Below are 24,041 nucleotides of genomic sequence, written 5' to 3' on the forward strand. Positions count from 1 at the left end.
CCACTTTCGCAACTATTGCGTAGTTTCAGCAGTCCCCCCTGACAGTCGACGTTGACTAGAGGAGAGACACCTATGACAGCACCTCGAACCCTGGTGGGCGGTGCAGTGCTCGCGACAGCGGCCCTGGCGCTCACGGGGATGTCGGCTCCTACCGGCACCCCAGCGACGGCGGCCGTCCCGGCCGCCACGGTCGACGCCCCGGTCCCGCCGGACGAGGCCTTCGACAAGGTCACGATCGACCGCACGCCCGGCGAGCCCATCGACCTGGCCGTGCTGCCGGACAACCGGGTCCTGCACACCACCCGCAGCGGCGAGGTCCGGCTGCACGACCCCGAGACCAACCTGACCACCCTCGCGGCCCAGGTCCCGGTCTACCTCCACGACGAGGAGGGCCTGCAGAGCGTCGCCATCGACCCGGACTTCGAGGAGAACAGCTGGGTCTACCTCTACTACTCCCCCGAGCTGGACACCCCGGCCGACGACCCGGCCACGCCCGGCATCAACGAGGGCGACGCCCCGCTGACCGGCACGCCGGAGGAGTTCGCGGCCTTCGACGGCTACATCCAGCTGTCCCGCTTCAAGATGGTGGGCGACGAGATCGACCTCGACACCGAGGAGCAGATCATGCGGGTGCCCGGCAGCCGCGGCATCTGCTGCCACGTCGGCGGCGACATCGTCTTCGACGACGAGGGCAACCTGTACCTGTCCACCGGTGACGACACCAACCCGTTCGAGTCCGACGGGTTCATCCCGATCGACGAGCGGCCCGAGCGCAACCCCGCCTTCGACGCCCAGCGCACGTCGCTGAACACCAACGACCTGCGCGGCAAGGTGCTCCGCATCACGCCCACCGACGGCGGCGGCTACACCATCCCCGAGGGCAACATGTTCGCCCCGGGCACCGACCTGACGCGGCCCGAGATCTACGTCATGGGCCTGCGCAACCCGTTCCGCATCGAGCTCGACCGCGCGACGGGCCAGCTCTTCATCGGCGACTACTCCCCCGACTCCCGCACCGCGGACCCCGAGCGCGGGCCCGCCGGTACCGGTCGCTGGATGGCCGTCGAGGAGCCCGCCAACTACGGCTGGCCGATCTGCATCAGCTCCACGCAGGGCTACGTCGACTACGACTTCGAGACCGAGACCTCGGGCGAGCCGTTCGACTGCGCCGACCCCACCAACACCTCGGTCCACAACACCGGTCTGACCGAGCTCCCGCCCATCACCGACGCCGAGATCGAGTACCAGTTCGGCAACAGCGCGGCATTCCCGGAGCTGGGCCGCGGCGGCATCGGCCCCATGGCCGGCCCCGTGTACGACGGCGAGGCCATCCTCAAGCGCGACCGCACCCAGGGTCGTCCCCCGGTGGCCTGGCCGGCGGCCTTCGCCGGCAAGCCGCTGCTCGGTGAGTGGACCCGTGACTGGATCAAGATGATCACGCTGTCCGACGACGGTGACGAGGTCACCGCCATCGACGACGTGCTCGACGGCCTGGTGTTCGACAACCCGATGGACATGGAGTTCGGCCCCGACGGCGCGCTCTACGTCCTGGAGTACGGCGACGGGTACTTCGCCCAGAACCCCGACGCCCAGCTGTCGCGGTTCGACTACATCGGCACCGGCCCCTCGGCCAACCACAGCCCCGAGCCCGTCATCGAGACCGACGTCTCGACCGGCGACTCGCCCCTGACCGTGCAGTTCGACGGCAGCGGGACCACGGACGCCGACGGCGACCGGCTGCGCTACGCCTGGGACTTCGACTCCGACGGCCGGATCGACAGCCGCGAGATGTCGCCGACCCACACCTACGAGGCCGACGGCCGCTACCGGGCCACCCTCGTGGTGACCGACTCCGGCGGCCGCAACCGCGGCAAGCGCGCGTCGACCTACGTCGACATCGCCGTGGGCGGCCAGGCCCCCGAGGTCACCTTCGTGGCCCCGGTCGAGGGCGACACCTTCGAGTTCGGCGACACCGTCGAGTTCCAGGTGGAGGTGACCGACGACGCGGAGGTCGACTGCAACCGCGTCCAGGTGACCTACATCGTCGGCCACAACCAGCACGGCCACCCCATCACCACCGCCTCGGGCTGCTCCGGCAGCATCACCACCTCGGTCCCCGAGGGTCACGACCCCGAGACGGACGACATGACCGGCGTCTTCGTCGCCAGCTACACCGACGAGGGCTCCGAGGGCGTGCCGCCGCAGACCGGCACCGCCCAGGTCGTCCTGACCCCGGTCGGCTGACCAGCAGCACCCCGCACCACCGGCGCCCGTCCGCCGACCGTCACCACGGTCGGGGGGCGGGCGCCCTGCTGCGTCCGGCTCAGTCGGTGCGGGCGTGGACCAGGCCCAGCGGGCCCGCGAGCAGGACCAGCGCCGCGCAGGCGGCAAGCGCGACCGGGATCCCGACCGGTGCGGCACCCCCGGTGGCGGACCAGCCGGCCAGCGCGCCCACGGCCACCGCCCCCACCGCCGTGCCCCCGTCGAACGAGAGGTTCCACACCGCGCTCGCGGTCGGGGTGTCGACCGGGTCCACCCGGGCGAAGGCGGCGACCAGGGTCAGGTTCTGGACCGCGCCGTACCCGACCCCGGCCACGGCCGCGGCCGGCAGCACGAGTCCGGCCAGGCCCAGGTGCAGCCCGCCCGCCACACCGGCCACGCCGGCCGCCGTGACGACCGCCGAGGCCGGCAGCAGCCGACGGGTGCCGACCCGGTCGGCCAGCAGCCCGACCTGCCAGCGGGACACGGCGCTGGTCGCCCCGAACAGCAGCAGACCGGCGGGGGCGAGCAGACCCAGGGGACGCTCGATGGGCAGGAAGGTCACCAGCCCGCTGCCCGCCAGCGTCACCACGAGCAGCAGCAGGCACGGCAGCGCGACCGCGAGCACCGCCCGGACGTGGCGGGGCGCCGGCCCGGTGGGGTCGACTTGGTCGGCGTCCCCCCGGGCCATCCGCAACGCGGCCGGCACGGCCAGCACCGGCAGCGTCGCGACCAGGGCCACCGGCCAGAACCCGGCCTGCTGGGCCAGGGCCACCGCCCCGGGCACGACGACCACGCTGGTGAGCCCGACCGCCAGGCCGTAGATGCCCGCCGCCTCGCCGTGCCGACCGCGTGGCGCGAGGGTGAACGTCAGGGTCGAACCGACCACCGTGAGCACCGCGAAGCCCGTGCCGCGCACCGCGCTCACGACCAGCAACGGCCCCAGGTCCGTGGTGAGCGCGAGCAGGGGCGAGGGCAGGCCCAGCGCGAGCAGGCCCGCGGCGAGGCTGCGCCCGCTGCCGAACCGGCGCACCATCGCCGGCACCACGGTCTGCGTCGCCACGGTGGCGACCAGCATGGCCGTGGTCACCGAACCCGCCTGCGTCAGCGTCGCCCCGCCCTGCGCGGCCCACCACGGCAGCGCCGACAGCGTGGCGGCGAAGCCCACGAAGCCGAGCAGCGTGACGGCCACGAGCTGACGTATCCCGGGCAGCTGCCACAGCGACGTCCCGGTCGCGGTCCGCACCACGCCCACCTCCTCCGTCTCATCGCGACCGACGCGTCCGCCGATGGGGACGAGCGGCGTGCTGGCGCCTGGTCGCGCCGTCCGGGTGATGCCCAGTCTCCGTTCGCACCGTTCCCGCCCCACCTTCTCGAGCGGGCTGGTAGGAACTCCGCGGGCCCACCCTCCGGTGGGCTCGGGGGGCCGACGAACGGTACCTCCCGTCGCGCCGCCCTAAGGACGGACCATGCCCGCTCACCGCTCCCTCAGCACCTCCCTCCTCGCCGTGACCGGGGTGATGGCCCTGGCCGTCGGAGGGCTGCTCGTCGGCGCGCCGCCGGTCAGCGCCGCCCCCCGGTCCGAGGTGTGCCTCGATCTGCTCGAGCAGCTCGACACCCGCTACGGCGTGACCTACGACCCGGCCCTCGAGGCCGAGGTCAGGGGCCTCGTGACCGACCACTACGACACGTCCGGGGCCCTCTCGGAGCAGAGGACGCTGCTGCTGCCGGCCCTCGACGAGGCGGAGTTCGTGCTGGGGCGCACCGCGGAGGACCTGCAGTGGTCGACCGACCGCCTCGCCACCAGGCAGGCCGACGTCGACAGCGCCGCCGCCGACGTCGCCGTGGCCGAGGCCGAGCTCCAGGTGGCGGTCGACGGCGGGGACCCGACGGCCGTCGAGTCGGCCACGCTGGCCCGCGACCAGGCGGTCGCGCGGGAGGTCGATGCCGTCGGACGTCGGGACGAGGCCGCCGCGGGCACGGCCCGCGCGCAGGACGCCGCCGCGGCTGCGGCCGCGGAGCTCGCTGACGTCCACAGCGAGGTCGACGCCATCGACGCCGAGGTGGCCGAGCTGTACGACGGGATCTACGCACTGTTCCTCGAGCGCTTCGGCGACTCGGACTACGAGCACCTGTCGAGCGTCCTGACCGCCGTTTCGCGCGAGTGCCCCGCCGACGTGGGGAACCCCGACGGGACCGACGGGGCGACAGATGAACCCGTGGTCGACAGGGTCGGCGGCCCCGCCGAGGCGGACCCGGTCGACGACGTGGACCGGGCCCCAGTCGCCACCCCGGTGACGACCCGCGCGCCGTTCACCGGCTGAACCAGGCGACGCCGGGACGCTGGTCAGGTCACGATCCGGCGCACTTCGGCGGTTGCCCTACCGGTGCGTCCCGGCCGCCTGGTATCAATCGCTCATGGCCCACCTCCGGTGGGCTCGGGGGCACCGACGACGGTGGCTCCCTGGTGTCTCGCCCCGAGGACGGACCATGGCTGCTCGCCGCTCGCTGACCCCCTTCGTCGCCACCGTGGCCGCGGCCGCGCTCAGCGTGGGCGGTGTGCTCGTCGGCGCCGCCCCCGTGAGCGCCGCGCCCGCGGCCACGGCCGCCTGCACCACCGCGCTGGAGGCCCTGGAGGAGGAGTTCGGCGACGTCGACCTCGACCCCGACCTCGACGAGGCCGTCATCGACGAGCTGTTCGCCGAGTTCGAGGAGGCCTTCGACGCGATCCTCGCCGAGAACGAGGAGCTGCTCATCGCCTACGAGGAGGCCGTCTTCGACGTCGAGGACGCGTTCTTCGAGGTCGAGGAAGCCTTCGAGGCCGTCGAGGACGCCGAGGACGACCTGGCCGACGCCCAGCAGGAGCTGGACGAGGCGGAGGAGGCGCTGCTCGTGGCCGTCGAGGGCGGGGACGACGCCGAGATCGAGGCCGCGACCACGGCCCGCGACGAGGCCCTCGCCGCCCGCGACGACGCGGAGCTCGTGCGCATCGACGCCGAGGAGGCCCTGGCCGACGCCGAGGCCGACCTGGCCGAGGCGGAGGCGGTGCTGGAGCCGCTCATCGCCCCGGTCGAGGCCGTGGAGGAGGAGCTGGCCGAGCTGGAGGCCGAGCTCGAGGACGCCCTGACCGACCTGTTCGGCGAGGTCGACTACGACCGGCTGCTGGAGCTGCTGCGCGACGTGGCCCTGGAGTGCAACCCCACGGACGCCGGCTCGGACGGCGGTCAGGACGGCGGCGCGTCCCCCGTCGGTGACGCCCCGGTCGCCAAGCCGGTGACCGCCCGCGCCTCGTTCACGGGCTGAGCAGCATCGACGCACGCCCGGTCCGCAGGTGGGGGAGCCCGTCGCTCCCCCGCCTGCGCCGTCGCGCCCGGCCGCTGGTCCTGGGGCTGGGCCTGGCGCTGTCCCTGGCGCTGACGGGGTGCGGCCAGGGCGAGGCCGAGCCCGCCGCGTCGGTGGCCGCGGCGCCGCCCTCGACGTCGGCGCCGACCACCGCGCCCGAGGCCTCGCCGGAGCCGTCCGAGCAACCCTCCCCGGCCGCCTCGTCGACCGCCTCGGACGAGCCGACCGAGGCGTCGGACGACAGCTTCGTGCTGACGGCCGTCGTCGACCGGGTCGAGGTCCACGAGTCGCCCGGCGGACCGGTCCAGCACGAGCTGGACAACCCGCGCGACACCGGCGCCCCCCTGACGTTCCTGCTCGCGGACGACCCGGGCCGCGGCTGGTACGAGGTCATGGTGCCGGTGCGCCCCAACGGAACCACCGGGTTCGTCCGGGCCCAGGACGTCGACATCGCCCGGGTCCCCTACCGGTTGGTGATGTCCACGGCCGACAACGAGCTGACGGTCTACGAGGGCGACGAGGTGCTGCGCACCATGCCCGCGGCCAGCGGCACCGGGGACACCCCCACCCCGCTGGGCCTGTTCTACCTGACGGAGCTGCTCGAGCCGACCAACGCGGGGTACGGCCCCTACGCCTACGGCCTGTCCGGCTTCTCCGAGGTGCTGGACAGCTTCGGCGGCGGACCGGGCCAGATCGGCCTGCACGGCACCGACGACGCCGACAGCGTGGGACAGGCGGTCAGCCACGGCTGCATCCGGCTGTCGGACGAGGACATCACGTACCTGGCCGAGCTGCTGCCGCTGGGCACGCCCGTGCAGATCCTCTGACCGTCCGCCGATCCCGGCGCGCTCAGCCGACCTCGGCGGCCTGCAGGCTGACCACCACCCGGGTGCCCGGCCACGTCGGGTCGACGGCGACCGTCCCGCCCTGCGCCCGGGTGAGCGACCGCACGACCGCCAGCCCCAGCCCGGACGTGCGCTGCGCTCCGCCGGGGCGGGTGGTGACGAACGGTTCGAAGACCCGCGGCAGGACCTCGGGGTCGATGCCCGGCCCGTCGTCCTCGACCACGAAGCGCACCTGGGACCGGGCCGCGTCGACCCGCACCCGGACCGGGGTGCCGGGCGGGGTGTGCGTGCGGGCGTTGAGCACCAGGTTGAGCAGGGTCTGCGCCAGCCGGTCCTCGTCGCCCAGCAGCACGACCGGCGGCGCCTGGCCCAGGTCGACGTCGTCCAGGCCGAGACCGGCCAGCCGCTGCGCGAGCTGCTCCAGCACGTCCGGGGCGAAGACGGGCTCCCGCTGCACCTCGCCGACGTCGTCGCCCCGGGTCACCGCGGTCAGGTCGTCGACGATGCGGCCGATGCGCAGCAGCTCGCGCTGCAGCACCACGGCCGTGTCCCGGGCCGCCACCGCGTCGCCGGGGCCGAACGCCTGGAACATCTCCAGGTGGCCGCGGGCCACGGCCAGCGGGGTGCGCAGCTCGTGCGACACCGCCGAGAGCAGCTCGCCGCGCTCCATCTCGGCCTGCTCCAGCCGGTCGACCATGTCGTTGAACTCCCGGGCCAGCGTGCCGACCTCGTCCACCCGCTCCGGCACCGGGACGCGGGTGTGGGTGCCGCGGCCCAGGCCCCGGGAGGCCTCGGCGAGGTCGGCCACGGGCCGCAGGGCACGACCGACGGCCAGGAAGAGCAGCACCCCGCCGACGAGCAGGCCCACCCCGCCGGCCAGCGCGATCCGCAGCAGGGCGTCGGCGGCGGTGGCCCGCCCCTCGGCCAGCGAGCCGTAGACCACCACCCCGCCGCGCTCGGTGCCGTCGGCGGCGCGCAGCGGCGAAGCCAGCACCCGCACGGGACCCTCACCGGTGCCGATGCTGGTGACCGAGCCGCTCGTGTCCGCGGGCAGCGCGTCGGCGTCGCGCAGCGAGCGCAGCGGGGCCGGGCCCGCCTGGGTGACGAACCGCTCGCCCCCGGCCTGCACCGCCGTCATGTGCCGGTCGCTGCCCGGGTTGCGACGCAGGAACGCCTGCGCCGCCCGCTGCAGCTCCAGCGGGGACGAGACGCCGTCGAGGCCGGCCTGGTCGGCGATCTCCGTGGGCAGGGCCTCGCGGGCGGCGTCCAGCTCGAGCAGCAGCACCTCGTCCACGTCGGCCCGCTCGCCCACCTGGATGAGCCGCCACGTGACCAGCGACACCACCGCGAGCGTCAGCGCCATCACGACCACGGCGATGAGCGCGACCCGGACCTGCAGCCGGTCCGTCACCGCGGCGCCACCGGCCGGGAGCCCGTCATGACCGCGACACCAGGCGGTAGCCCGCCCCGCGGACCGTCTCGATGTGCGCGGCCCCGATCTTGCGCCGCAGGTGCCCCACGTAGACCTCGACGACGTTGGACGCGCCGTCGAAGTCGTAGCCCCACACCTGGTCGAGCAGCTGCGCCTGGGACAGCACCTGGTCGGGGTGGCGCAGCAGCACCTCCAGCAGCGAGAACTCCCGCGTGGACAGGCTCACCTGCGCCTCGCCCACCCGCACCTGCCGGGTCCTGACGTCCAGGGTCAGACCGCCGACGCTCAGCAGCGTGGCCGAGGGCTGGTCGGGCTGGCGCAGCCGGGCCCGCACCCGCGCCAGCAGCTCGCTGAAGCTGAACGGCTTGACGACGTAGTCGTCCGCGCCGGCCTCCAGGTTGGCCACCCGGTCGCTCACGGCGTCCTTGGCGGTGAGGACGATGACCGGCAGGGCGGGCCGCAGCTGGCGCAGCCGGACCAGCAGCTGCTCGCCGCTGAGCCCGGGCAGCCCCAGGTCCAGCACGACGAGCTGGACGTCCGGCTCCTGCGCCTGCTCCAGGCCGTCCCAGCCGTCGGCGGCGGTCATGACCGTGAAGCCGGCGGCCTCGAGTCCCTGCTTGACGAACGTCGTGATCCCCGGCTCGTCCTCGACGACCAGTACCGCCACGCGGACCCTCCCGGCTGCTCCTTGGCAGGTGGCACGGGCGGGCGCCCGTGCGGAAGCCATGATCGCGCACCGCGCCTGAACCCCGGATGAGGGCAGGATGGCGGTGGGCTCAGCAACCTGACGAACCTGTCAGGCGGGCCTCAGGACCGGTTCATCGGGGCGCAGCAGGCTTCTGGGCAGCAGGAGGGACCGCCCGGTCCCCCGGAGCGAAGGAGAGTCCGATGCGTACAGCACCCCTGGTCGTCGCCGCAGCCGTGGCCGGTGTCGTGGCGGTCGGCGTGGCCGCCGCCGTCGCCTCCGACGGTGACGAGGTCCGTCAGATCGAGGCCGTCAGCGTGGGCGACGTGACGGTCGACGACACCGCCGCCACCGGCACCCCCACCGCCGAAGCGACCGGCGGCCCCACCGCCACCGACGGCCCCACCGACGACGCGACCACCGGGTCCCGGCAGGTCGAGGGCCTGGACGAGGTGCGGGGCGTGCTGACCCGGGACGACGACAGCGACGACGACAGCGACTCCGACGACCGGGACGAGCTCGAGGTCGCCGGGGTCGACCTGGAGCTGGGTCCGGAGGGCTGGCTCCTGGGCGCGGGCCCGGTCGCGGACTTCGACGGCGACGGCACGCTGGACCCGGCCCTGCAGGAGCTCGAGGGCCTGCTGGGGCAGGAGGTCGTGGTGCTCGGCCGGCTGGACTCCGACGACGACGACCTGGAGGTGTACGAGCTCCAGGGCCTGACCTTCCGCGACAGCGCCGGCGCCCCGGCCCCCTGGCAGAGCGGTGACGACGCCCCCGCGCTGACCCGCGACGGCATCGCGGAGGCCGCCCTGGACGCCGTGGGCGAGGGCAGCCGGCTGGACTCCGTCGACCGCGAGGACGACGGCGGCGCGGCCTGGGAGGTCGAGGTCCACGACGCCCAGGGCCGTGAGCAGCGGGTCCTGCTCGACGAGGCCGGCACCGTGCTGGACATCCGCCAGGACGACTGAGCCCCGCGGCCGTCACACTGGGCCGGTGGGCGAGGTCTGGGACCTGGTGGTGGTGGGGGCCGGACCCGCCGGCTCGGCGGCGGCCCTGGCGGCGCTGCGGGTCCGGCCCGGGGCCCGGGTGCTCCTGCTGGACCGGGCGGCGTTCCCCCGCGACAAGCCCTGCGGCGACGGCATCGCCCCCCACGCGCTCGACGTGCTGGCCGACCTGGGCCTGCCCGGCCTGGTCGACGACCACCGCCCGGTCCACCGCCTGCACCTGGCGGTGGACCGCGGTCGCGCCGGGCCTGCCGTCGTGGGGGACATGCGGCGTCCGGCCCGGGTGGTGCCCCGGACCGTGCTGGACGACCGCATCCGCGCCGGCGCGCTCGCGGCGGGTGCCGTGCCGGGGCGGGGGACCGTCCGCGCGGTGCAGGCCGGACCGGACGGGGTCACCCTCACGGTCACGGGCCGCGAGCTACGTGCCCGGGTCGTGGTGGCCGCCGACGGCGCGGGGTCGGCGGTGCGCCGGTCCCTCGGCCTGGCCGGGCCGCCCCGGGGCCACCTCGCCCTGGCGCTGCGCGGCTACGCCCCGGTGCGGGCGGACCTGGCCGACGAGCAGCGCATCGTGTTCGCCGACGACGACCGCCCCGCCTACGCCTGGTCGTTCCCCGTGGGCGACGGCCGGGCCAACGTCGGCTACGGCGAGCTGCTGCGCGACGACCGGCCCCTGACGCGGGAGCGGCTGCTGCGCCGCCTGGAGGACCTGCTGCCCGGCACCACCGCCGGGGGCACGGCCTGGCGGGGCCACCACCTGCCGCTGTCCTCGGCCGGGGCGCGGCAGCCGGACGGTCGGGTACTGCTGGCCGGTGACGCGCTGTCCCTGGTGAACCCGATGACGGGCGAGGGCCTCTACTACGCGGTCCTGTCGGGGGCGTGCGCCGGGGCCGCCGCGGTGGCCGCCCCGGGCGCGGGGGCGGGTGCCGCCCACCGCCGGATGCTGCGGCGGCGACTCGGGGCCCACCTGCGGCTCACCGGGGCGGTCGCGGGGCTCACGGCCCGGCTGCCGGGCGTGGTCCCGGCCGGGGTGCTGGCCGCGGCCCGCCACCGCTCCGTGTTCGACGACCTGGTCGAGCTCGGCCTCGGCCGGGGCCTGCTGAGCGTCCCGACCGTCCTGCGGGTCGGCGGCGGGCTGGTGCGGGGCGGTCTGGTGCGGGGCGGGCTGGTGCGGGGCGGGCTCGCTCAGCCGTCGTAGTCGAACAGCTCCTCCAGGGGCAGCCCGAGCAGCCGCGACAGCCGGAAGGCCACCGGCAGGCTGGGGTCGAACCGGCCGGTCTCGATGGCGTTGACGGTCTGCCGGGACACCCCGGCCCGGCGGGCCAGCTCCGCCTGGGTCCAGCCCCGCTCGCCGCGCAGCTCGCCGATCCGGTTCCTCACCGGTAGCGCAGGTGACCGAGGCCGACGGCGGCGACGAACACGACCGCCATGGCCACCGGCAGCACCGCCACGTCGACACCGTTGCCGAGCAGGTCGGCCTGGTCCACCACCAGCAGCGCGAACCCGAGCACCCACCCCGCCCCGAGCGTGACCGCCAGCGCGGCGAGCTGCAGCGCCCGCTGGAGCTCGTCGAGGCTGCTCAGGTACCGGGTGAAGGCCACGACCCAGCCCAGGCCGACGAGCACGTTGAGGCCCACGGCGCCCCAGGTGAGCGCGTCGGCCTGCCACAACCCGCCCGGACCGAACCTGGCCAGGGCCAGCGACGCGGTCCACAGCGTGGTCCACAACGCCAGCCAGGCCGTGCGGGTCACCGCGCGGCGCTCGAAGCCGTCCGGCGTCGTCCCTGCCATCCGACCCACCTCCCATGTCAAGTGTGTTTGACACGGTACGGCCACCATCCCGTCGACGTCAAGCACGCTTGACATGTCGGGGACCAACCCCTGCGTCCGGGCAGCCGCCGTCAGCGGGCCATCAGGTCCCCGTCGCGCCCGACCCGCTCCAGCACCTCGGCCGGGGACAGCTGCACCAGGTCGTCCCCCACCTCGTCCCAGGCGCGCGGCGCGGCCACCCGGGGCTGGTCACGACCCCGCAGGGAGTACGGCGTCACCGTGGTCTTGGCCAGGTGGTTCTGCGACCAGTCGACCAGCACCTTGCCCCGGCGCAGCGCCTTGCGCATGTCCGAGACGACCAGCCGGCGATGGTCCCGGGCCAGCCCTTCTGCCAGCGCCTTCGCGTACGCCCGGGTGCTGCCGTGCGCGGTCCCCGCGGCCGCGGACCAGGGCGCGTACAGCTGCATGCCCTTGCTGCCCGAGGTGACCGGGACGGTGTCCAGGCCGTCGTCACCCAGCCGCTCGGCCACGAGGTGCGCGACGGCGGCGCACTCAGCCAGGCCGGCGCCCTCCCCCGGGTCCAGGTCGACGACCAGCCGGTCGACGCCGCGGAAGCCGCCGCGGGGACCGACGCTCCACTGCGGCGTGTGCAGCTCGATCGCGGACAGGTTGGCCGACCACACCAGACCGGCGACGTCGTCGAGGAACGGGAACTCCACCTGGGTCGAGGACTCGTCCTCGGGCTCGGCGTGCAGCTGCTGCCGCCGCACCCACGACGGCGCCCCGCCGGGCACGTTCTTCTCCACGAACGACGGCGCCCCCACGCCGCGGGGGAACCGCACGCGGCTGACCGGGCGGTCGCGCAGCTGCGGCAGCAGGACGGGGGCGATGCGGGCGTAGTAGTCGACCACCTCGGCCTTGGTGGTCCCGGTGGCGGGGAACAGCACCCGGTCCAGGTGGGTCAGCCGGACCCGGCGGCCGTCGACGTCGACCGTCTGCTCGTCGCTCACGCGTCCTCCCAGGGGTCCGGGGCCGCGTCCTCACGGACGCCCAGCACGACCGGGTGACGGAGCCTGCCCGATCCGGTGCGCTCGCGGTAGGCCACCTCGACCGCGACGACCGGGTGGCACCACCGCACCCCGCGCCGGTCCGGCGCCGGCACCGGGTCGGCGAACGGCGGCGCCGGGGCGGGCACGTCCCCCAGCCGCTGCGCCAGGACCGCCCCCGACCGGGCCGTGATGCCGCTGCCCGCCCGACCCAGGAAGCGCACGTCCCCGGCCGCGTCGGGCGCCCCGAGCAGCAGGGACGCCGCCTGGCCGGGGTGGCCGTCGGCCGGGCGCCAGCCGCCGACCAGCACGGTCCGGCGGCGCCGGTGGGCGTGCTTGCGCCAGTCCGGCGAGCGCACGCCCGGCCGGTAGGGCGAGTCCAGGCGCTTGGCCACCACGCCCTCCAGGCCCTGCTGCTGCGTGGCGCCCAGCAGCGCGGCCCCGTCGTCGAACACCTCCGAGACCAGCGCGCAGCCGGGCAGGTCGAGGCCGGCCAGCAGCTGCCGGCGCACGTGCAGCGGCTCCCGGCAGACGTCGGTGCCGCCCAGCACGGGGACGTCGAACACCACCAGGCGGACGGCACCGGCCGGGTCGCCCGAGGCGAGCGCGGCGAAGTCCGGCCGGCCCGCCACCAGGCTGACCACCTCGGCGTCCAGCACGGTGCCGTCGGCGACCACGTCGACCATCCCGGCCAGCGACGGGAAGCGGGCGGTCAGGTCCAGCCCGGTGCGGGAGTCCAGCCGCAGCGCCCGGGCCGGGCCGCCGGAACCCGACCGCGCCCCACGGGCCGCCGCGCGGACGAGCACCCGGTAGCCGTCCCACTTGACCTCGTGGCCCCACGCCGGGCCGCTGGGCAGCTCGGCGGCGCTCACCGCCACGGGCAGCATCGGGGTCACCTCGACCGTCACCCCGTCAGGTTCCCACCCCGACACGCCCGGCCGGCACCGGCGGGAGGCTGGCGCGACGGCCCGCGGCGCGCCACCCTGGACCATGCGCGCGATGTGGAAGGGCGCCGTCGCCTTCGGCCTGGTCAACGTCCCGGTCAAGCTGTACACGGCCACCAGCCAGCACGACGTCTCCCTGCACATGGTCCACCGGGAGGACGGCGGCCGGATCCGGTACCGCAAGACCTGCACCGTGGACGGCGAGGAGGTGCCCACCGACGAGATCGCCCGGGCGCACACCACCGACGACGGCCAGGTGGTCATGATCGACGAGGGCGACCTGGACTCGCTGCCCGTGAGCAGCAGCCAGGAGATCGAGGTCCAGGAGTTCGTGCCGGCCGACCAGGTCGACCCGATCATGTTCGACAAGACCTACTACCTGGAGCCCGAGGCCCGCGCGGCCAAGCCGTACGCGCTGCTGCGCGAGGCGCTGCGGGAGACCGACCGGATGGCCGTCGTGACGGTGACCATGCGGCGCCGCGAGTCCATGGCCGTGCTGCGGGTCCGCGACGACGTCATCGTCCTGCAGACCCTGCTGTGGCCCGACGAGGTGAGGGCCGCCGACTTCGAGGTGCTTCAGGGCGAGGTCGACGTCCGACCGCAGGAGCTGGCCATGGCGTCGTCCCTGGTCGAGTCCATGGCCTCGGACTTCGACCCCGAGCAGTACAGCGACTCCTACACCGAGGCGCTGCGCGAGCTGATCGCGGCCAAGGCCGACGACGGCGAGGCCCGCCCGGCCCCGGTGGACCGCGGCGACGACGACGGCGACGCGCAGATCGTCGACCTGATGGCCGCGCTGCGGGCGTCGGTCGAGCGCACGGGCTCCACGCGGACCACGGCCCGGACCACGGGGTCCGACCAGGAGCCCGCCGACGGTGACGACGGCCGTGCGGACGGCGAGGCCACGGCAGGGTCCGGCACTCGGAAGCCGGCCGCGGGGTCGACGAGGTCCACCGCGAAGAAGACCACCGTGAAGAAGGCCACCGCGGCGAAGAAGACCACGGCCACGAAGACCGCGGCCAAGAAGACCACCGCGAAGAAGACGGCCGCCGCGAGCACCGCGAAGAAGACCAGCGCGGCGACGAAGACCACGGCCACGAAGACCGCAGCCAAGAAGACCGCGACCAAGCGCGCCGCGAGCAAGGCGTCCTGACCGCGGGCGGGAGCTGCGCCCGCCCCGTTGGAGGGGTGGCGAGGAGCCCGGGCGGTGGGCGCCACCGGCCCCGACGGGGTGCGACCGCCGCAGCGGTCGCACCCGACTGGGTGGGCCGGTGGGCTCAGGCGCCGGCGACCTCGCTCCGCTGGCCGGGGATGCCGGCGCGCAGCCGGGCCACCTCGGAGGCGCGGTAGCGGCGGTGGCCGCCCAGCGTCCGGATCGAGGAGAGCTTGCCCGCCTTGGCCCAGCGGGTCACGGTCTTGGGGTCGACGCGGAACATCGCGGCGACCTCGGCGGGGGTCAGGAGCTCCTCGTCCTCGGGAGCTGCAGTGCGCGGGTTCGTGCTCATGGCTGTTCCTCTCGGGGTCCAGCGCGGTCCGGCAAGGGGGGGAGATGTCGGACACCGCTCATCTTGTGGACAGAATTCTCATCCCGTACGCCCCGTGGCGGAACCGTCATTCGGTTCGTAGGTCCCCGACGAACCGGTGAGCGACGCATCGTCCGATCGGAGGATGGACGCCGTTGCGAGGCCCGCGCGTGCACCCGTCCGACGGGCCGTGTCGGCTCCGGGTGTGGGAACACCCGGGGAGCGGGTACCGTTGAGCCCACGAGGACCGGATGAGTACTCCGGGGGCCCCGCCACGTGCGCCAGCCCCCCGGACCGAGGTGAGGGGGTCGACGCCATGGGGCGCGGCCGTCAGAAGGCAAAGCAGAACGAAGGTCGCTCGGCAGCTGAAGTACTTCAGCCCCGAGACCGACTACGCAGCGCTTGCCAACGAGCTCCACTCCGAGGGCAAGGAAGGTCCGGCGCGTCCGCCGGAGCCTCCCGCACCCGAGGAGGAAGCAGGCGACGACGACTACGCGGACTGGGAGAGCTCCTACCGCTGAGCGTCGTAGGGGCCCGCACGCCAGGCCCTGCACGCCGGACACGCACCGGCCCGGTCCCAGGTCGTCTTCCAGCGCACCTCTGCCCCACGTGCCCATCGGGGCCGTGGGCTCAGCGGTGCGAGCGGACCAGCCGGGCCGATCCGCCGTCGACGCCCTTGGTTCCCCGTGACGTCTCGTCGTCCACGGGGGCCGAGGGGTCGGCGTCGGTGACCTCGCCGCAGACCCACGCCCGCGTGCCGTCGGCCGCCAGCCGGTCGAGCACGCCGCCGGCCTGGTCGCGGTCGACGACGACGACCATGCCGACGCCCTGGTTCCAGGTGCGCTCCCGGTCGGCCTGAGGCACGCCGCCGGCCTCGCCCAGCACGGTCGTGACCGCGGGCGGCGCCCAGGTCGACCGATCCACGTCGGCGTGATGGCCCACGGGCAGCACCCGCGCCAGGTTGGCGGCGATCCCGCCCCCGGTGACGTGGCTGATGGCGTGCACGGCCCCCGGGACCGCCGCCAGCAGGTCCACCAGCAGGCCCGCGTACACCGTGGTCGGCTCCAGCAGCTCCTCGCCGATGGTCCGGCCCAGGTCCGGCACGTGGTGGTCCCAGGCCCAGCCCTGCCGGGCCACGACCGCCCGCGCCAGGCTGTAGCCGTTGGAGTGCAGGCCCGAGCTGGCCAGGGCGACGAGGACGTCGCCGCGACGGACCCGCTCCGGGCCGAGCAGCTCGTCGGCCTCGACCACGCCCGTGGCGGCCCCGGCGATGTCGTACTCGTCCGGGCCCAGCAGGCCCGGGTGCTCGGCCGTCTCGCCGGCGACCAGGGCGCAGCGGGCCATGACGCAGCCCTCGGCGATGCCGGCCACCACGGCCGCCACGCGCTCGGGCACGACGGACCCGCAGGCCACGTAGTCGCTCATGAACAGCGGCCGGGCCCCGCAGGCCACCAGGTCGTCGACGACCATGGCCACCAGGTCGATGCCGACCGTGCCGTGCACGTCCATGGCCTGGGCCACCGCGACCTTGGTGCCGACCCCGTCGGTGGAGGTGGCCAGCAGCGGTCGGCGCATGCCGACCAGGGCCGAGGCGTCCACCAGCCCGGCGAAGCCACCGGCGCCGTCGACCACGGGCCACGACCCGGCGGTGGTGGCGTGCGTGCGGCGGACGGCGGCCTTCATCAGGTCCACGGCGCGGTCACCGGCCTCGGTGTCGACCCCCGCCGCGGCGTAGGTGAGCCCCGGCCGGTCGCCCGTGCCGCCGCCGCTGCCGGTGCCCGTCACGGGGCGACCGTGCCCCGGGCGCCGTCCTGCGACCCCGTGCGGGCCGCGTCGACGCGGGCCGCCTCCACGTCGAAGGCGAACTCCCCCTGGGTGGCCGGCGCCCCGATGCTGGTGCGCGGCGGCGCGATGGGGTACTGCCCGGTGAAGCAGGCCGAGCACAGCTGGTCGGCCGGGCGCTGCGTCGCGGCCAGCATGGCCTCGTGGCTCAGGTAGCCGAGGGAGTCGGCGCCGACGCTGGAGCGGATCTCGTCGACGGCCAGCCCGGTGGCGATCAGCTCGGCCCGGCTGGCGAAGTCGATGCCGTAGAAGCACGGCCACGTGACCGGGGCGGACGAGATCCGGACGTGCACCTCGGCCGCACCGGCCTCGCGCAGCATCCGCACCAGCGCCCGCTGGGTGTTGCCGCGCACGATGGAGTCGTCGACCACCACCAGGCGCTTGCCCTCGATGACCTCGCGCAGCGGGTTGAGCTTGAGCCGGATGCCGAGCTGGCGCAGCGTCTGCGACGGCGAGATGAACGTCCGGCCGACGTAGGAGTTCTTGACCAGCCCCTGGGCGTACGGGATGCCGGACTCGTCGGCGTAGCCGATGGCCGCCGGGGTGCCGGACTCCGGGACCGGGATGACCAGGTCCGCCTCGACCGGGTGCTCGCGGGCCAGGCTGCGTCCCATCCGCACCCGGGCGCCGTGCACGACCGTGCCCGCGATCTTGGAGTCGGGCCGGGCCAGGTAGACGTACTCGAACACGCAGCCCTTGGGCTCGGCCGGCGCGAAGCGGGACGTGCGCAGCCCGTCGGCGTCGATGGCGACCAGCTCGCCGGGCTCGATGTCGCGGATCACGCTGGCGCCCAGGATGTCCAGGGCCGCGGTCTCCGACGCGACCACCCAGCCGCGGTCCAGCCGGCCCAGCACCAGAGGGCGGACGCCGTGGCGGTCGCGGGCCGCGTACAACGTGTGCTCGTCCATGAACACCAGCGAGAACGCGCCCTCGAGGTCGGCCAGCACGGTGCGGGCGGTCTCCTCCAGCCGGTTGCTGGGGTCACCGCCGAGCAGCGACGTGATGAGCACCGTGTCGGTGGTGTTGCCGCGCTCGAACTCGCTGACGCCCAGCCGGGTGCCGTCCGCGCGGGCGGAGGCCTCGTGGGCCACGACGCGCTCGCGCAGGGCGTCGGAGTTGGTCAGGTTGCCGTTGTGGCCCAGGGCCACGGTGCCCCACGCGGTCGGGCCGAGCGTGGGCTGGGCGTTCTCCCACGTGCTGCCGCCGGTGGTGGAGTACCGGGCGTGACCGACGGCGATGTGGCCGGTCAGCGTGCCCAGGCTCGACTCGTCGAACACCTGCGAGACCAGGCCCATGTCCTTGTAGACCGTGATCTGGCGGCCGTTGCTGACCGCGATGCCGGCGGCTTCCTGGCCGCGGTGCTGCAGCGCGTACAGCCCGAAGTAGGCGAGCTTGGCCACCTCCTCGCCGGGGGCCCACACCCCGATGACCCCGCAGGCGTCCTGCGGGCCCTTCTCCCCTGGGAGCAGGTCATGGCTGAGTCGGCCGTCTCCGCGTGGCACGTACCCCAGTGTGGCAGCCGGGCGGCCACCCGTGCGCCACGGCCGTACGCTGCGCGGCATGTCCCCTGGCACCTGGTGGCTCGACGCCCTCGGCTGGGCGGGCTCGGCCGTGCTCATCCTGTCGCTGTCGTTGTCCAACGTCCTGCGCTTCCGGCTGCTCAACCTCATCGCTTCGCTGGTGCTCACGCTGTTCAACGCGCTGCTGGGCATCTGGCCGATGGTGGCCATGAACGCCGTCATCGCCGTGCTGAACGTGTGGCACCTGTCCCGTCTGCTGGGCAGCCGGGACGACGGCCGCACCTACGAGGTGGTGGAGGTGGACCCCCGCTCGGAGTACCTGGCCCACCTGCTGCGCGTCCACGCGGCGGACGTCGAGCGGCACAACCCCGGCTTCGACCTGCCCGACCTGCTGCGTCGGGAGGAGCCGCCGGGCACCTGCCGGGTCTGCGCGTTCCTGGTGCTGCGCGGGGACGAGACCGTGGGCGTGGTCGTGCTCTGCGACGGCGGTGACGGCGTGGCCCGGGTCGAGCTGGACTACGTGACGGCCCGGTTCCGCGACTTCTCGGTCGGCACGTTCGTCTACCGCGGCGACGGCCGGCTCGCGGCGCACGGGCTGCACCGGCTGCTGGCCGGCCACCGCATGGCCGACCGCTCGGACTACTTCACCGCGGTGGGGTTCCGCCCGGAGACGGTCGACGGCCGCGCCGAGCTCGTCCACGACGTCCGCGGTTGAGCAGCGACTCCACCACGACGGCCAGGCCGCCGGCCAGCAGGGCGCCGACCAGCGCCCCGAACGCGGCGAAGTAGCCGAGCACGCCCGCGTCGGTGGCGCTGCCCGCGGGCTCGTCCCCGCCCCCGAGGACGGCGATCGCGATCCCGACGGCCAGGCCCAGCAGGGCGCCGGTGACGAGGAACACCGGGTACCGCGGGGTGCGGTACGCCCGGACCTGGCGGACGGCGGGGGTGCCTGCCTGTGCGGGGGTGCCTGCCTCTGCGGGGGTGCCTGCCTCTGCGGGAGGGCTGATGGGCGGACCGGAGGTGACGCCGTCCGGGTGCTGCTCGTCGTCCGTGCCCACGCCCCGAGGCTAGTGGGCGGCACCCCCACCGGCCTGACCGGCCCCGTCCCGCCCCGTCCCGTCCCGCCCCGTCCCGCCCCGCCCCGTCCCGCCCCGTCCCGTCCCGCCCGCCCCGTCCCGGCCCGCCCCGTCCCGGCCCGCCCCGTCCCGGCCCGGCCCGCCCCGTCCCGGCCCGGCCCGATCGACAACGCCTTGATCCATGTCGATGTCGACCCTCACGAGGCCCTACCCGATCGACAACGCCTTGATCCACGTCGTTATCGACCCCCACAGGCCCCACCCGATCGACAACGCCTTGATCCACGCCGCCATCGACCCACCTCGCCTCGGCCCGACCCACCTCGCCTCGGCCCAACCCACCTCGCCTCGGCCCAACCCACCTCGCCTCGGCCCAACCCACCTCGCCTCGGCCCGCCCCACCTCGCCTCGGCCCGCCCCACCTCGCCTCGGCCCGCCCCACCTGGCCCCGGCCCGCCCCGGCCCACCCCGGCCCACCCCGGCCCGATCGACAACGCCTTGATCCACGTCGCTGTCGCCCCCCGCAGCCCCCACGCGATCGACAACGCCTTGATCCACGTCGTCGTCGACCCCCACGAGGCTGACCCGGTCGCGTCGGGGAGGATGTCGCGGTGGCCCGACGCATCGACGACGCGACCGGGCGGGCGGCCGTGCTGTCCTGGCGGGCCGGTGACCGCACCCGGCCGGTGACGGCCACGGCCGTCCGCTGGACCCTGCAGCGGCTGGCGCTGCTGTCACCCGGGGGCAGCGTGGAGGTCCGGGTGCCGCCGTTCGGGGTGGCGCAGTGCATCGCGGGACCGCGGCACACCCGGGGCACGCCGCCCAACGTCGTCGAGACCGACGCGGCCACCTGGCTGGCGCTGGTCGACGGCACCCTGGACTGGGCCGACGCCCTGGCCGGGGGCACGGTCAGCGCGTCGGGCAACCGGGCGGACCTGGCCGCGGTGCTGCCGTTGCGCGGGCTCTGACGGCGGGGCCGCTCAGTCGCCGCCCGGCGCGAGGAAGACCAGGTCCGGCGTGTCGAGCACGGCCCAGCCGAGCAGCACACCGGCCAGCACCGTGGCGGTCCACAGCGCGACGTTGAGCGCGGTGAGCCACCGGCTCGAGCGGCCCAGCTGCGTGGTGGCCCGGCCGCGCACGGTCCACGTGCTGCGCAGCTCCCGGTAGGCGGCGGTCATGTACAGCCGGTCGACCCAGCGCCGGACGGGTCCCCGGCGGTGCCCGGCCTCGTCGACCCGGGCCTCCTCCTCCGACACCCACCGGGTCCGGGGGAACGCGACGGCGAGGGCGACGAGGTCCACCAGCACCCGCACCGCGATGGCCAGGGCGATCCCGGCCAGCGGCGTGAACAGCGCCGCCACGAGCTGGAACGGGTTCTCCAGCCGCACCAGCGCGACGGGGGTCACCTCCCCCGCGATCCAGGCGAAGGCCAGACCGGCCAGCAGCAGCGGGTAGAAGCTGCGGCGCAGCACCCACAGCAGCAGCACCAGCACGGCGTCGGTGCGGGTCGCGGCCATGACGTCCTCGGGCACGGCCCCGCCCTCGGGGACGGAGGCGGCCCCGTGCGCCGGCCGGGGGCGGACCGCCCCGCGCTCGTCGGCCCCGCGCGTCGGCTCACCGCGCGGCACGGTCACCTCAGCCGAACAGGCGGGGCAGCGTGCCCTCGTGGGCCGTGCCCAGCTCGGCCAGGTCGAAGGTGCCGACCCCGGTGATCTCCAGCTCCGGCCGCCCGGCCGGGCCGCCGGCGTCGTCGGTGACCCCGATCCGCACGTGCGGCAGGCCGCGGGCGGTGGCCACGTCGGTGAAGCGGATCTCCTCGCTGCGGAGCACCGCCACGACCGCCCGGGCCACGGACTCGCCGAACAGCGCCGCGGTCAGGTCGACGCCGTCGCGCTGGAGCAGGCCGTCCAACCAGATCCGGGCCCCCACGCCGTGGCGCAGGCAGCCCTCGACCAGGGCCTGGACCAGCCCGCCGTCGGACACGTCGTGCGCCGCGTCGACCAGGCCGTCCCGGCTGGCGGCCAGCATGACGGCGGCGAGCAGCCGCTCGGCGGCCAGGTCCACCTGCGGCGGCAGCCCGCCCAGGTGACCGTGGACCACCTCGGCCCAGGCCGACCCGGACAGCTCGTCCCGGGTCGTGCCGAGCAGGTACAGCGCCTGGCCGGCCGCGGACCAGCCGGACGGGATGCGCCGGTCGACGTCGTCGAGCACGCCCAGCACGCCCACGACGGGCGTCGGGTGGATGGCGGTGTCCCCGGTGGAGTTGTAGAAGCTGACGTTGCCCCCGGTGACGGGGGTGCCCAGCTCGACCGTGGCCTCGGCCAGCCCTCGGACGACCTCGGCGAACTGCCACATCGCCCCGGGCTCCTCGGGTGAGCCGGCGTTGAGGCAGTCGGTCACCGCGATGGGCACCGCGCCGGTGACGCCGACGTTGCGGTAAGCCTCCGACAGGGCCAGCTGGGCGCCCGCGAACGGGTCCAGCGCGGCGAAGCGGCCGTTGCCGTCCAGCGCCAGCGCCACGCCGCGGCCCGTGGTCTCGTCGACCCGGACGATGCCGGCGTCGTCGGGGGTGGCCATGGCCGTGTTGCCCAGCACGTAGCGGTCGTACTGGTCGGTCACCCAGGCCCGGCTGCACAGGTTGGGCGAGGCGACCATGGCAAGCACCTGCTCGCGCAGGGCGGACCCGTCCTGCGCCCGGGGCAGGTCCTCGGCCCGGTCGGCCTGGCGCGCGTCCAGCCAGTCCGGACGGGCGTAGGGGCGCTCGTAGACCGGGCCCTCGTGGGCGACGGTGCGCGGCGGTACGTCGACGACGGTCTCGCCGTGCCAGGTGATCTCGAGCCGGCCGGTGTCGGTGACCTCGCCCAGGACGGCGGACTCGACCTCCCACCGGTCGGTGATGGCCAGGAACTCCTCGAGCCGGTCGGGACGGACGACGGCCATCATCCGTTCCTGCGACTCGCTCATGAGGATCTCCTCGGGGCGCAGCGAGGGGTCGCGCAGCGGCACCTGCTCCAGCGCGACGCGCATCCCGCCGTCGCCGGCCGAGGCCAGCTCGCTGGTGGCGCAGGACAGGCCCGCCCCGCCCAGGTCCTGGATGCCCTCGACCACGCCGGCGTGGAACAGCTCCAGGCAGCACTCGATGAGCAGCTTCTCGCGGAACGGGTCGCCGACCTGCACGGCCGGGCGCTTGGAGGGCCCGGTGTCCTCGAACGTCTCGCTGGCCAGCACGCTCACGCCGCCGATGCCGTCGCCCCCGGTGCGGGCCCCGAACAGCACGATGACGTTGCCCAGGCCGGTGGCGTTGGCCAGGTGCAGGTCCTCGTGGCGCAGGGCACCCACGCACAGCGCGTTGACCAGCGGGTTGCCCTGGTAGCTCGGGTCGAAGTAGACCTCGCCGCCGATGTTGGGCAGGCCGATGCAGTTGCCGTAGCCGCCGACGCCGGCCACGACGCCGTGCACGACGCGCGCGGTGTCCGGGTGGTCGACCGCACCGAAGCGCAGCGAGTCCATCACCGCGACCGGGCGGGCGCCCATGGCGATGATGTCGCGGATGATGCCGCCGACCCCGGTGGCCGCCCCCTGGTAGGGCTCGACGAAGCTGGGGTGGTTGTGCGACTCGGCCTTGAACGTCACGGCCCAGCCGTCGCCGATGTCGACCACGCCGGCGTTCTCGCCGATCCCGGCCAGCATCGTGGTCGAGCCGTTGGCCAGCGCCGCGGGGGTCGCGTCGCCGAAGCGGCGCAGGTGCACCTTGGACGACTTGTACGAGCAGTGCTCGGACCACATGACCGAGTACATGGCCAGCTCGGCCGAGGTGGGGCGACGGCGCAGGATGTCGCGGATCCGGGCGTACTCCTCGGCCCGCAGGCCGAGGTCCGCCCACGGCTGCTCGACGTCCGGGGTGGCCGCGGCCGTGCTCACGCTGTCGACGTTCACGCCAGCACCCCCGCGACGGCACCGGCCAGCACCGAGGTGAAGACCGTCAGCCCGTCGGTGCCGGGGCCGTAGCCCCGCTCGACGGCGTGCTCCGGGTGCGGCATGAGACCCACGACCCGGCCGCCGGCGTCGCTGATGCCCGCGATGTCGCGACGGGAGCCGTTGGGGTTGCCGCCCAGGTACCGGAACACCACCCGGCCCTCGCCCTCGAGCCGGTCCAGGGTCGCCTCGTCGGCCACGTAGCCGCCCTCGCCGTTCTTGAGCGGCACGACGACCTCGGCGCCGGTCTCGAAGCCCGACGTCCACGCGGTCGCCGTCGTCTCGACCCGCAGCCGCTGGTCCCGGCAGACGAAGCGCTGGGCCTCGTTGCGGACCAGGGCGCCGGGCAGCAGGTGCGCCTCGCACAGCACCTGGAAGCCGTTGCAGATGCCCAGCACGGGCGTGCCGCGCCCCGCCGCCTCGATGACGGCGGTCATCACGGGGGCGAACCGGGCGATCGCGCCGCAGCGCAGGTAGTCGCCGTAGGAGAACCCTCCGGGCAGCACCACCGCGTCCACGCCGTGCAGGTCGGCGTCGGCGTGCCAGAGCCTCACGGGCTCGGCGCCGGCCAGCCTGACGGCACGCGCGGCGTCGCCGTCGTCGAGGGAACCGGGAAAGGTGACGACTCCGACTCGCACCCGGCGAGCCTAGTGGCCGGTGGGACCGCTCTGCTCCGAGGTCGTCCCGTCGGCCCCCGGCGCGGGGGCGGACCCGGGCTCGCCGCGGCGCGCCGCCAGCGACAGCAGCTGCTCGACCTGGGGGGCCGAGGGCTCGGACCCGGC

At 75.0% G+C, this 24,041-nt stretch carries 24 protein-coding genes; 10 read left to right on the top strand and 14 right to left on the bottom strand.

Annotated elements, in window-relative coordinates; all coding sequences use genetic code 11:
* Window positions 1-72 precede the first annotated feature (72 nt).
* Window positions 73-2,244, top strand: a complete 2,172-nt coding sequence (locus SJY06_RS00395; RefSeq protein WP_380163490.1) for a PQQ-dependent sugar dehydrogenase — start codon at window positions 73-75, stop codon at window positions 2,242-2,244.
* Window positions 2,245-2,323: 79 nt separating this feature from the next.
* On the opposite strand, the gene SJY06_RS00400 is transcribed toward SJY06_RS00395, so the two are convergent.
* Window positions 2,324-3,508, bottom strand: a complete 1,185-nt coding sequence (locus SJY06_RS00400) for an MFS transporter (protein WP_380163492.1) — start codon at window positions 3,506-3,508, stop codon at window positions 2,324-2,326.
* Between the two features lie 220 nt (window positions 3,509-3,728).
* On the opposite strand from SJY06_RS00400, the gene SJY06_RS00405 reads away from it, so the two are divergent.
* From SJY06_RS00405 to SJY06_RS00415, 3 genes are all read left to right on the top strand, one after another.
* Window positions 3,729-4,583, top strand: a complete 855-nt coding sequence (locus tag SJY06_RS00405; protein WP_380163494.1) for a hypothetical protein — start codon at window positions 3,729-3,731, stop codon at window positions 4,581-4,583.
* A gap of 166 nt (window positions 4,584-4,749) precedes the next feature.
* Entirely contained in the window at window positions 4,750-5,562 is an 813-nt protein-coding gene (locus SJY06_RS00410) for a hypothetical protein (RefSeq protein WP_380163496.1), read from the top strand.
* Window positions 5,563-5,714: 152 nt separating this feature from the next.
* A complete protein-coding gene (locus tag SJY06_RS00415) occupies window positions 5,715-6,428 on the top strand; it encodes a L,D-transpeptidase family protein (protein WP_380163498.1) in 714 nt (237 codons plus the stop codon).
* A 22-nt stretch (window positions 6,429-6,450) separates the two neighbouring features.
* Here the strand turns inward: SJY06_RS00415 and SJY06_RS00420 are convergent, their stop codons facing one another.
* The gene (locus tag SJY06_RS00420) at window positions 6,451-7,857 is read right to left on the bottom strand and encodes an ATP-binding protein (protein WP_380163500.1); all 1,407 of its coding nucleotides are present in this window, start codon (window positions 7,855-7,857) and stop codon (window positions 6,451-6,453) included.
* A gap of 25 nt (window positions 7,858-7,882) precedes the next feature.
* Window positions 7,883-8,545 carry a response regulator transcription factor gene (locus tag SJY06_RS00425; protein WP_380163502.1) on the bottom strand — a complete coding sequence of 221 codons (663 nt, stop codon included), beginning with the start codon at window positions 8,543-8,545 and terminating at the stop codon, window positions 7,883-7,885.
* Window positions 8,546-8,766: 221 nt separating this feature from the next.
* On the opposite strand from SJY06_RS00425, the gene SJY06_RS00430 reads away from it, so the two are divergent.
* Both SJY06_RS00430 and SJY06_RS00435 read left to right on the top strand, forming a co-directional pair.
* Window positions 8,767-9,531, top strand: coding sequence for a PepSY domain-containing protein (locus SJY06_RS00430; protein WP_380163504.1), 765 nt, complete (start codon window positions 8,767-8,769; stop codon window positions 9,529-9,531).
* A gap of 25 nt (window positions 9,532-9,556) precedes the next feature.
* Window positions 9,557-10,762 carry an NAD(P)/FAD-dependent oxidoreductase gene (locus SJY06_RS00435; protein ID WP_380163506.1) on the top strand — a complete coding sequence of 402 codons (1,206 nt, stop codon included), beginning with the start codon at window positions 9,557-9,559 and terminating at the stop codon, window positions 10,760-10,762.
* Here SJY06_RS00435 and SJY06_RS00440 read toward each other — a convergent pair.
* From SJY06_RS00440 to SJY06_RS00455, 4 genes are all read right to left on the bottom strand, one after another.
* Window positions 10,750-10,944, bottom strand: a complete 195-nt coding sequence (locus SJY06_RS00440) for a helix-turn-helix transcriptional regulator (RefSeq protein ID WP_380163508.1) — start codon at window positions 10,942-10,944, stop codon at window positions 10,750-10,752. The genes SJY06_RS00435 and SJY06_RS00440 overlap by 13 nt on opposite strands.
* Window positions 10,941-11,354 carry a hypothetical protein gene (locus tag SJY06_RS00445; protein WP_380163510.1) on the bottom strand — a complete coding sequence of 138 codons (414 nt, stop codon included), beginning with the start codon at window positions 11,352-11,354 and terminating at the stop codon, window positions 10,941-10,943. Before SJY06_RS00445 ends, SJY06_RS00440 begins: the two co-directional genes overlap by 4 nt.
* Window positions 11,355-11,464: 110 nt before the next feature.
* Window positions 11,465-12,343: a non-homologous end-joining DNA ligase gene (gene ligD, locus SJY06_RS00450; RefSeq protein ID WP_380163512.1), complete on the bottom strand. Its 879-nt coding sequence runs from the start codon at window positions 12,341-12,343 to the stop codon at window positions 11,465-11,467.
* Window positions 12,340-13,287, bottom strand: coding sequence for a hypothetical protein (locus SJY06_RS00455; protein WP_380163514.1), 948 nt, complete (start codon window positions 13,285-13,287; stop codon window positions 12,340-12,342). Before SJY06_RS00455 ends, ligD begins: the two co-directional genes overlap by 4 nt.
* An 82-nt stretch (window positions 13,288-13,369) precedes the next feature.
* Between SJY06_RS00455 and SJY06_RS00460 the strand changes: the two genes are divergently transcribed.
* The gene (locus tag SJY06_RS00460; RefSeq protein ID WP_380163516.1) at window positions 13,370-14,476 is read left to right on the top strand and encodes a Ku protein; all 1,107 of its coding nucleotides are present in this window, start codon (window positions 13,370-13,372) and stop codon (window positions 14,474-14,476) included.
* Between the two features lie 124 nt (window positions 14,477-14,600).
* On the opposite strand, the gene SJY06_RS00465 is transcribed toward SJY06_RS00460, so the two are convergent.
* Complete coding sequence (locus tag SJY06_RS00465; protein ID WP_380163518.1) at window positions 14,601-14,828, bottom strand: BldC family transcriptional regulator; 228 nt, start codon at window positions 14,826-14,828, stop codon at window positions 14,601-14,603.
* A gap of 269 nt (window positions 14,829-15,097) precedes the next feature.
* Between SJY06_RS00465 and SJY06_RS00470 the strand changes: the two genes are divergently transcribed.
* A complete protein-coding gene (locus tag SJY06_RS00470) occupies window positions 15,098-15,367 on the top strand; it encodes a DUF3073 family protein (RefSeq protein ID WP_380163520.1) in 270 nt (89 codons plus the stop codon).
* 109 nt (window positions 15,368-15,476) lie between these two features.
* Here the strand turns inward: SJY06_RS00470 and purM are convergent, their stop codons facing one another.
* Entirely contained in the window at window positions 15,477-16,631 is a 1,155-nt protein-coding gene (gene purM / locus SJY06_RS00475; RefSeq protein WP_380163522.1) for a phosphoribosylformylglycinamidine cyclo-ligase, read from the bottom strand.
* Window positions 16,628-18,190, bottom strand: a complete 1,563-nt coding sequence (purF, locus tag SJY06_RS00480; RefSeq protein WP_380163524.1) for an amidophosphoribosyltransferase — start codon at window positions 18,188-18,190, stop codon at window positions 16,628-16,630. The genes purM and purF overlap by 4 nt, the downstream gene beginning before the upstream one ends.
* A gap of 58 nt (window positions 18,191-18,248) precedes the next feature.
* Here purF and SJY06_RS00485 point away from each other — a divergent pair, with 58 nt between their 5' ends.
* A complete protein-coding gene (locus SJY06_RS00485; protein ID WP_380163526.1) occupies window positions 18,249-18,923 on the top strand; it encodes a hypothetical protein in 675 nt (224 codons plus the stop codon).
* On the opposite strand, the gene SJY06_RS00490 is transcribed toward SJY06_RS00485, so the two are convergent.
* Complete coding sequence (locus tag SJY06_RS00490; RefSeq protein WP_380163528.1) at window positions 18,853-19,266, bottom strand: hypothetical protein; 414 nt, start codon at window positions 19,264-19,266, stop codon at window positions 18,853-18,855. The two genes, SJY06_RS00485 and SJY06_RS00490, sit on opposite strands and share 71 nt — an antisense overlap.
* A gap of 629 nt (window positions 19,267-19,895) precedes the next feature.
* Between SJY06_RS00490 and SJY06_RS00495 the strand changes: the two genes are divergently transcribed.
* Entirely contained in the window at window positions 19,896-20,252 is a 357-nt protein-coding gene (locus SJY06_RS00495) for a sterol carrier family protein (protein WP_380163530.1), read from the top strand.
* Window positions 20,253-20,264: 12 nt separating this feature from the next.
* Here the strand turns inward: SJY06_RS00495 and SJY06_RS00500 are convergent, their stop codons facing one another.
* From SJY06_RS00500 to purQ, 3 genes are read right to left on the bottom strand one after another with little or no spacing between them, the layout of a single operon-like run.
* Window positions 20,265-20,912, bottom strand: a complete 648-nt coding sequence (locus SJY06_RS00500) for a hypothetical protein (RefSeq protein ID WP_380163532.1) — start codon at window positions 20,910-20,912, stop codon at window positions 20,265-20,267.
* Window positions 20,913-20,919: 7 nt separating this feature from the next.
* Entirely contained in the window at window positions 20,920-23,220 is a 2,301-nt protein-coding gene (gene purL / locus SJY06_RS00505) for a phosphoribosylformylglycinamidine synthase subunit PurL (protein WP_380163534.1), read from the bottom strand.
* Window positions 23,217-23,897: a phosphoribosylformylglycinamidine synthase subunit PurQ gene (gene purQ, locus SJY06_RS00510; RefSeq protein WP_380163536.1), complete on the bottom strand. Its 681-nt coding sequence runs from the start codon at window positions 23,895-23,897 to the stop codon at window positions 23,217-23,219. Before purQ ends, purL begins: the two co-directional genes overlap by 4 nt.
* Between the last annotated feature and the right edge of the window lie 144 nt (window positions 23,898-24,041).

It is taken from the genome of Jannaschia sp. R86511, assembly GCF_042466345.1.
GTDB lineage: Bacteria > Actinomycetota > Actinomycetes > Actinomycetales > JBBAYJ01 > Aquipuribacter.

Coding starts and splice junctions, on each gene's coding strand:
- SJY06_RS00485 (WP_380163526.1), top strand. CDS start 18,249: ATGTCCCCTGGCACCTGGTGGCTCGACGCCCTCGGCTGGGCGGGCTCG.
- SJY06_RS00410 (WP_380163496.1), top strand. CDS start 4,750: ATGGCTGCTCGCCGCTCGCTGACCCCCTTCGTCGCCACCGTGGCCGCG.
- SJY06_RS00430 (WP_380163504.1), top strand. CDS start 8,767: ATGCGTACAGCACCCCTGGTCGTCGCCGCAGCCGTGGCCGGTGTCGTG.
- SJY06_RS00470 (WP_380163520.1), top strand. CDS start 15,098: ATGAGTACTCCGGGGGCCCCGCCACGTGCGCCAGCCCCCCGGACCGAG.
- SJY06_RS00445 (WP_380163510.1), bottom strand. CDS start 11,354: ATGGCAGGGACGACGCCGGACGGCTTCGAGCGCCGCGCGGTGACCCGC.
- SJY06_RS00460 (WP_380163516.1), top strand. CDS start 13,370: ATGCGCGCGATGTGGAAGGGCGCCGTCGCCTTCGGCCTGGTCAACGTC.
- SJY06_RS00405 (WP_380163494.1), top strand. CDS start 3,729: ATGCCCGCTCACCGCTCCCTCAGCACCTCCCTCCTCGCCGTGACCGGG.
- SJY06_RS00395 (WP_380163490.1), top strand. CDS start 73: ATGACAGCACCTCGAACCCTGGTGGGCGGTGCAGTGCTCGCGACAGCG.
- SJY06_RS00465 (WP_380163518.1), bottom strand. CDS start 14,828: ATGAGCACGAACCCGCGCACTGCAGCTCCCGAGGACGAGGAGCTCCTG.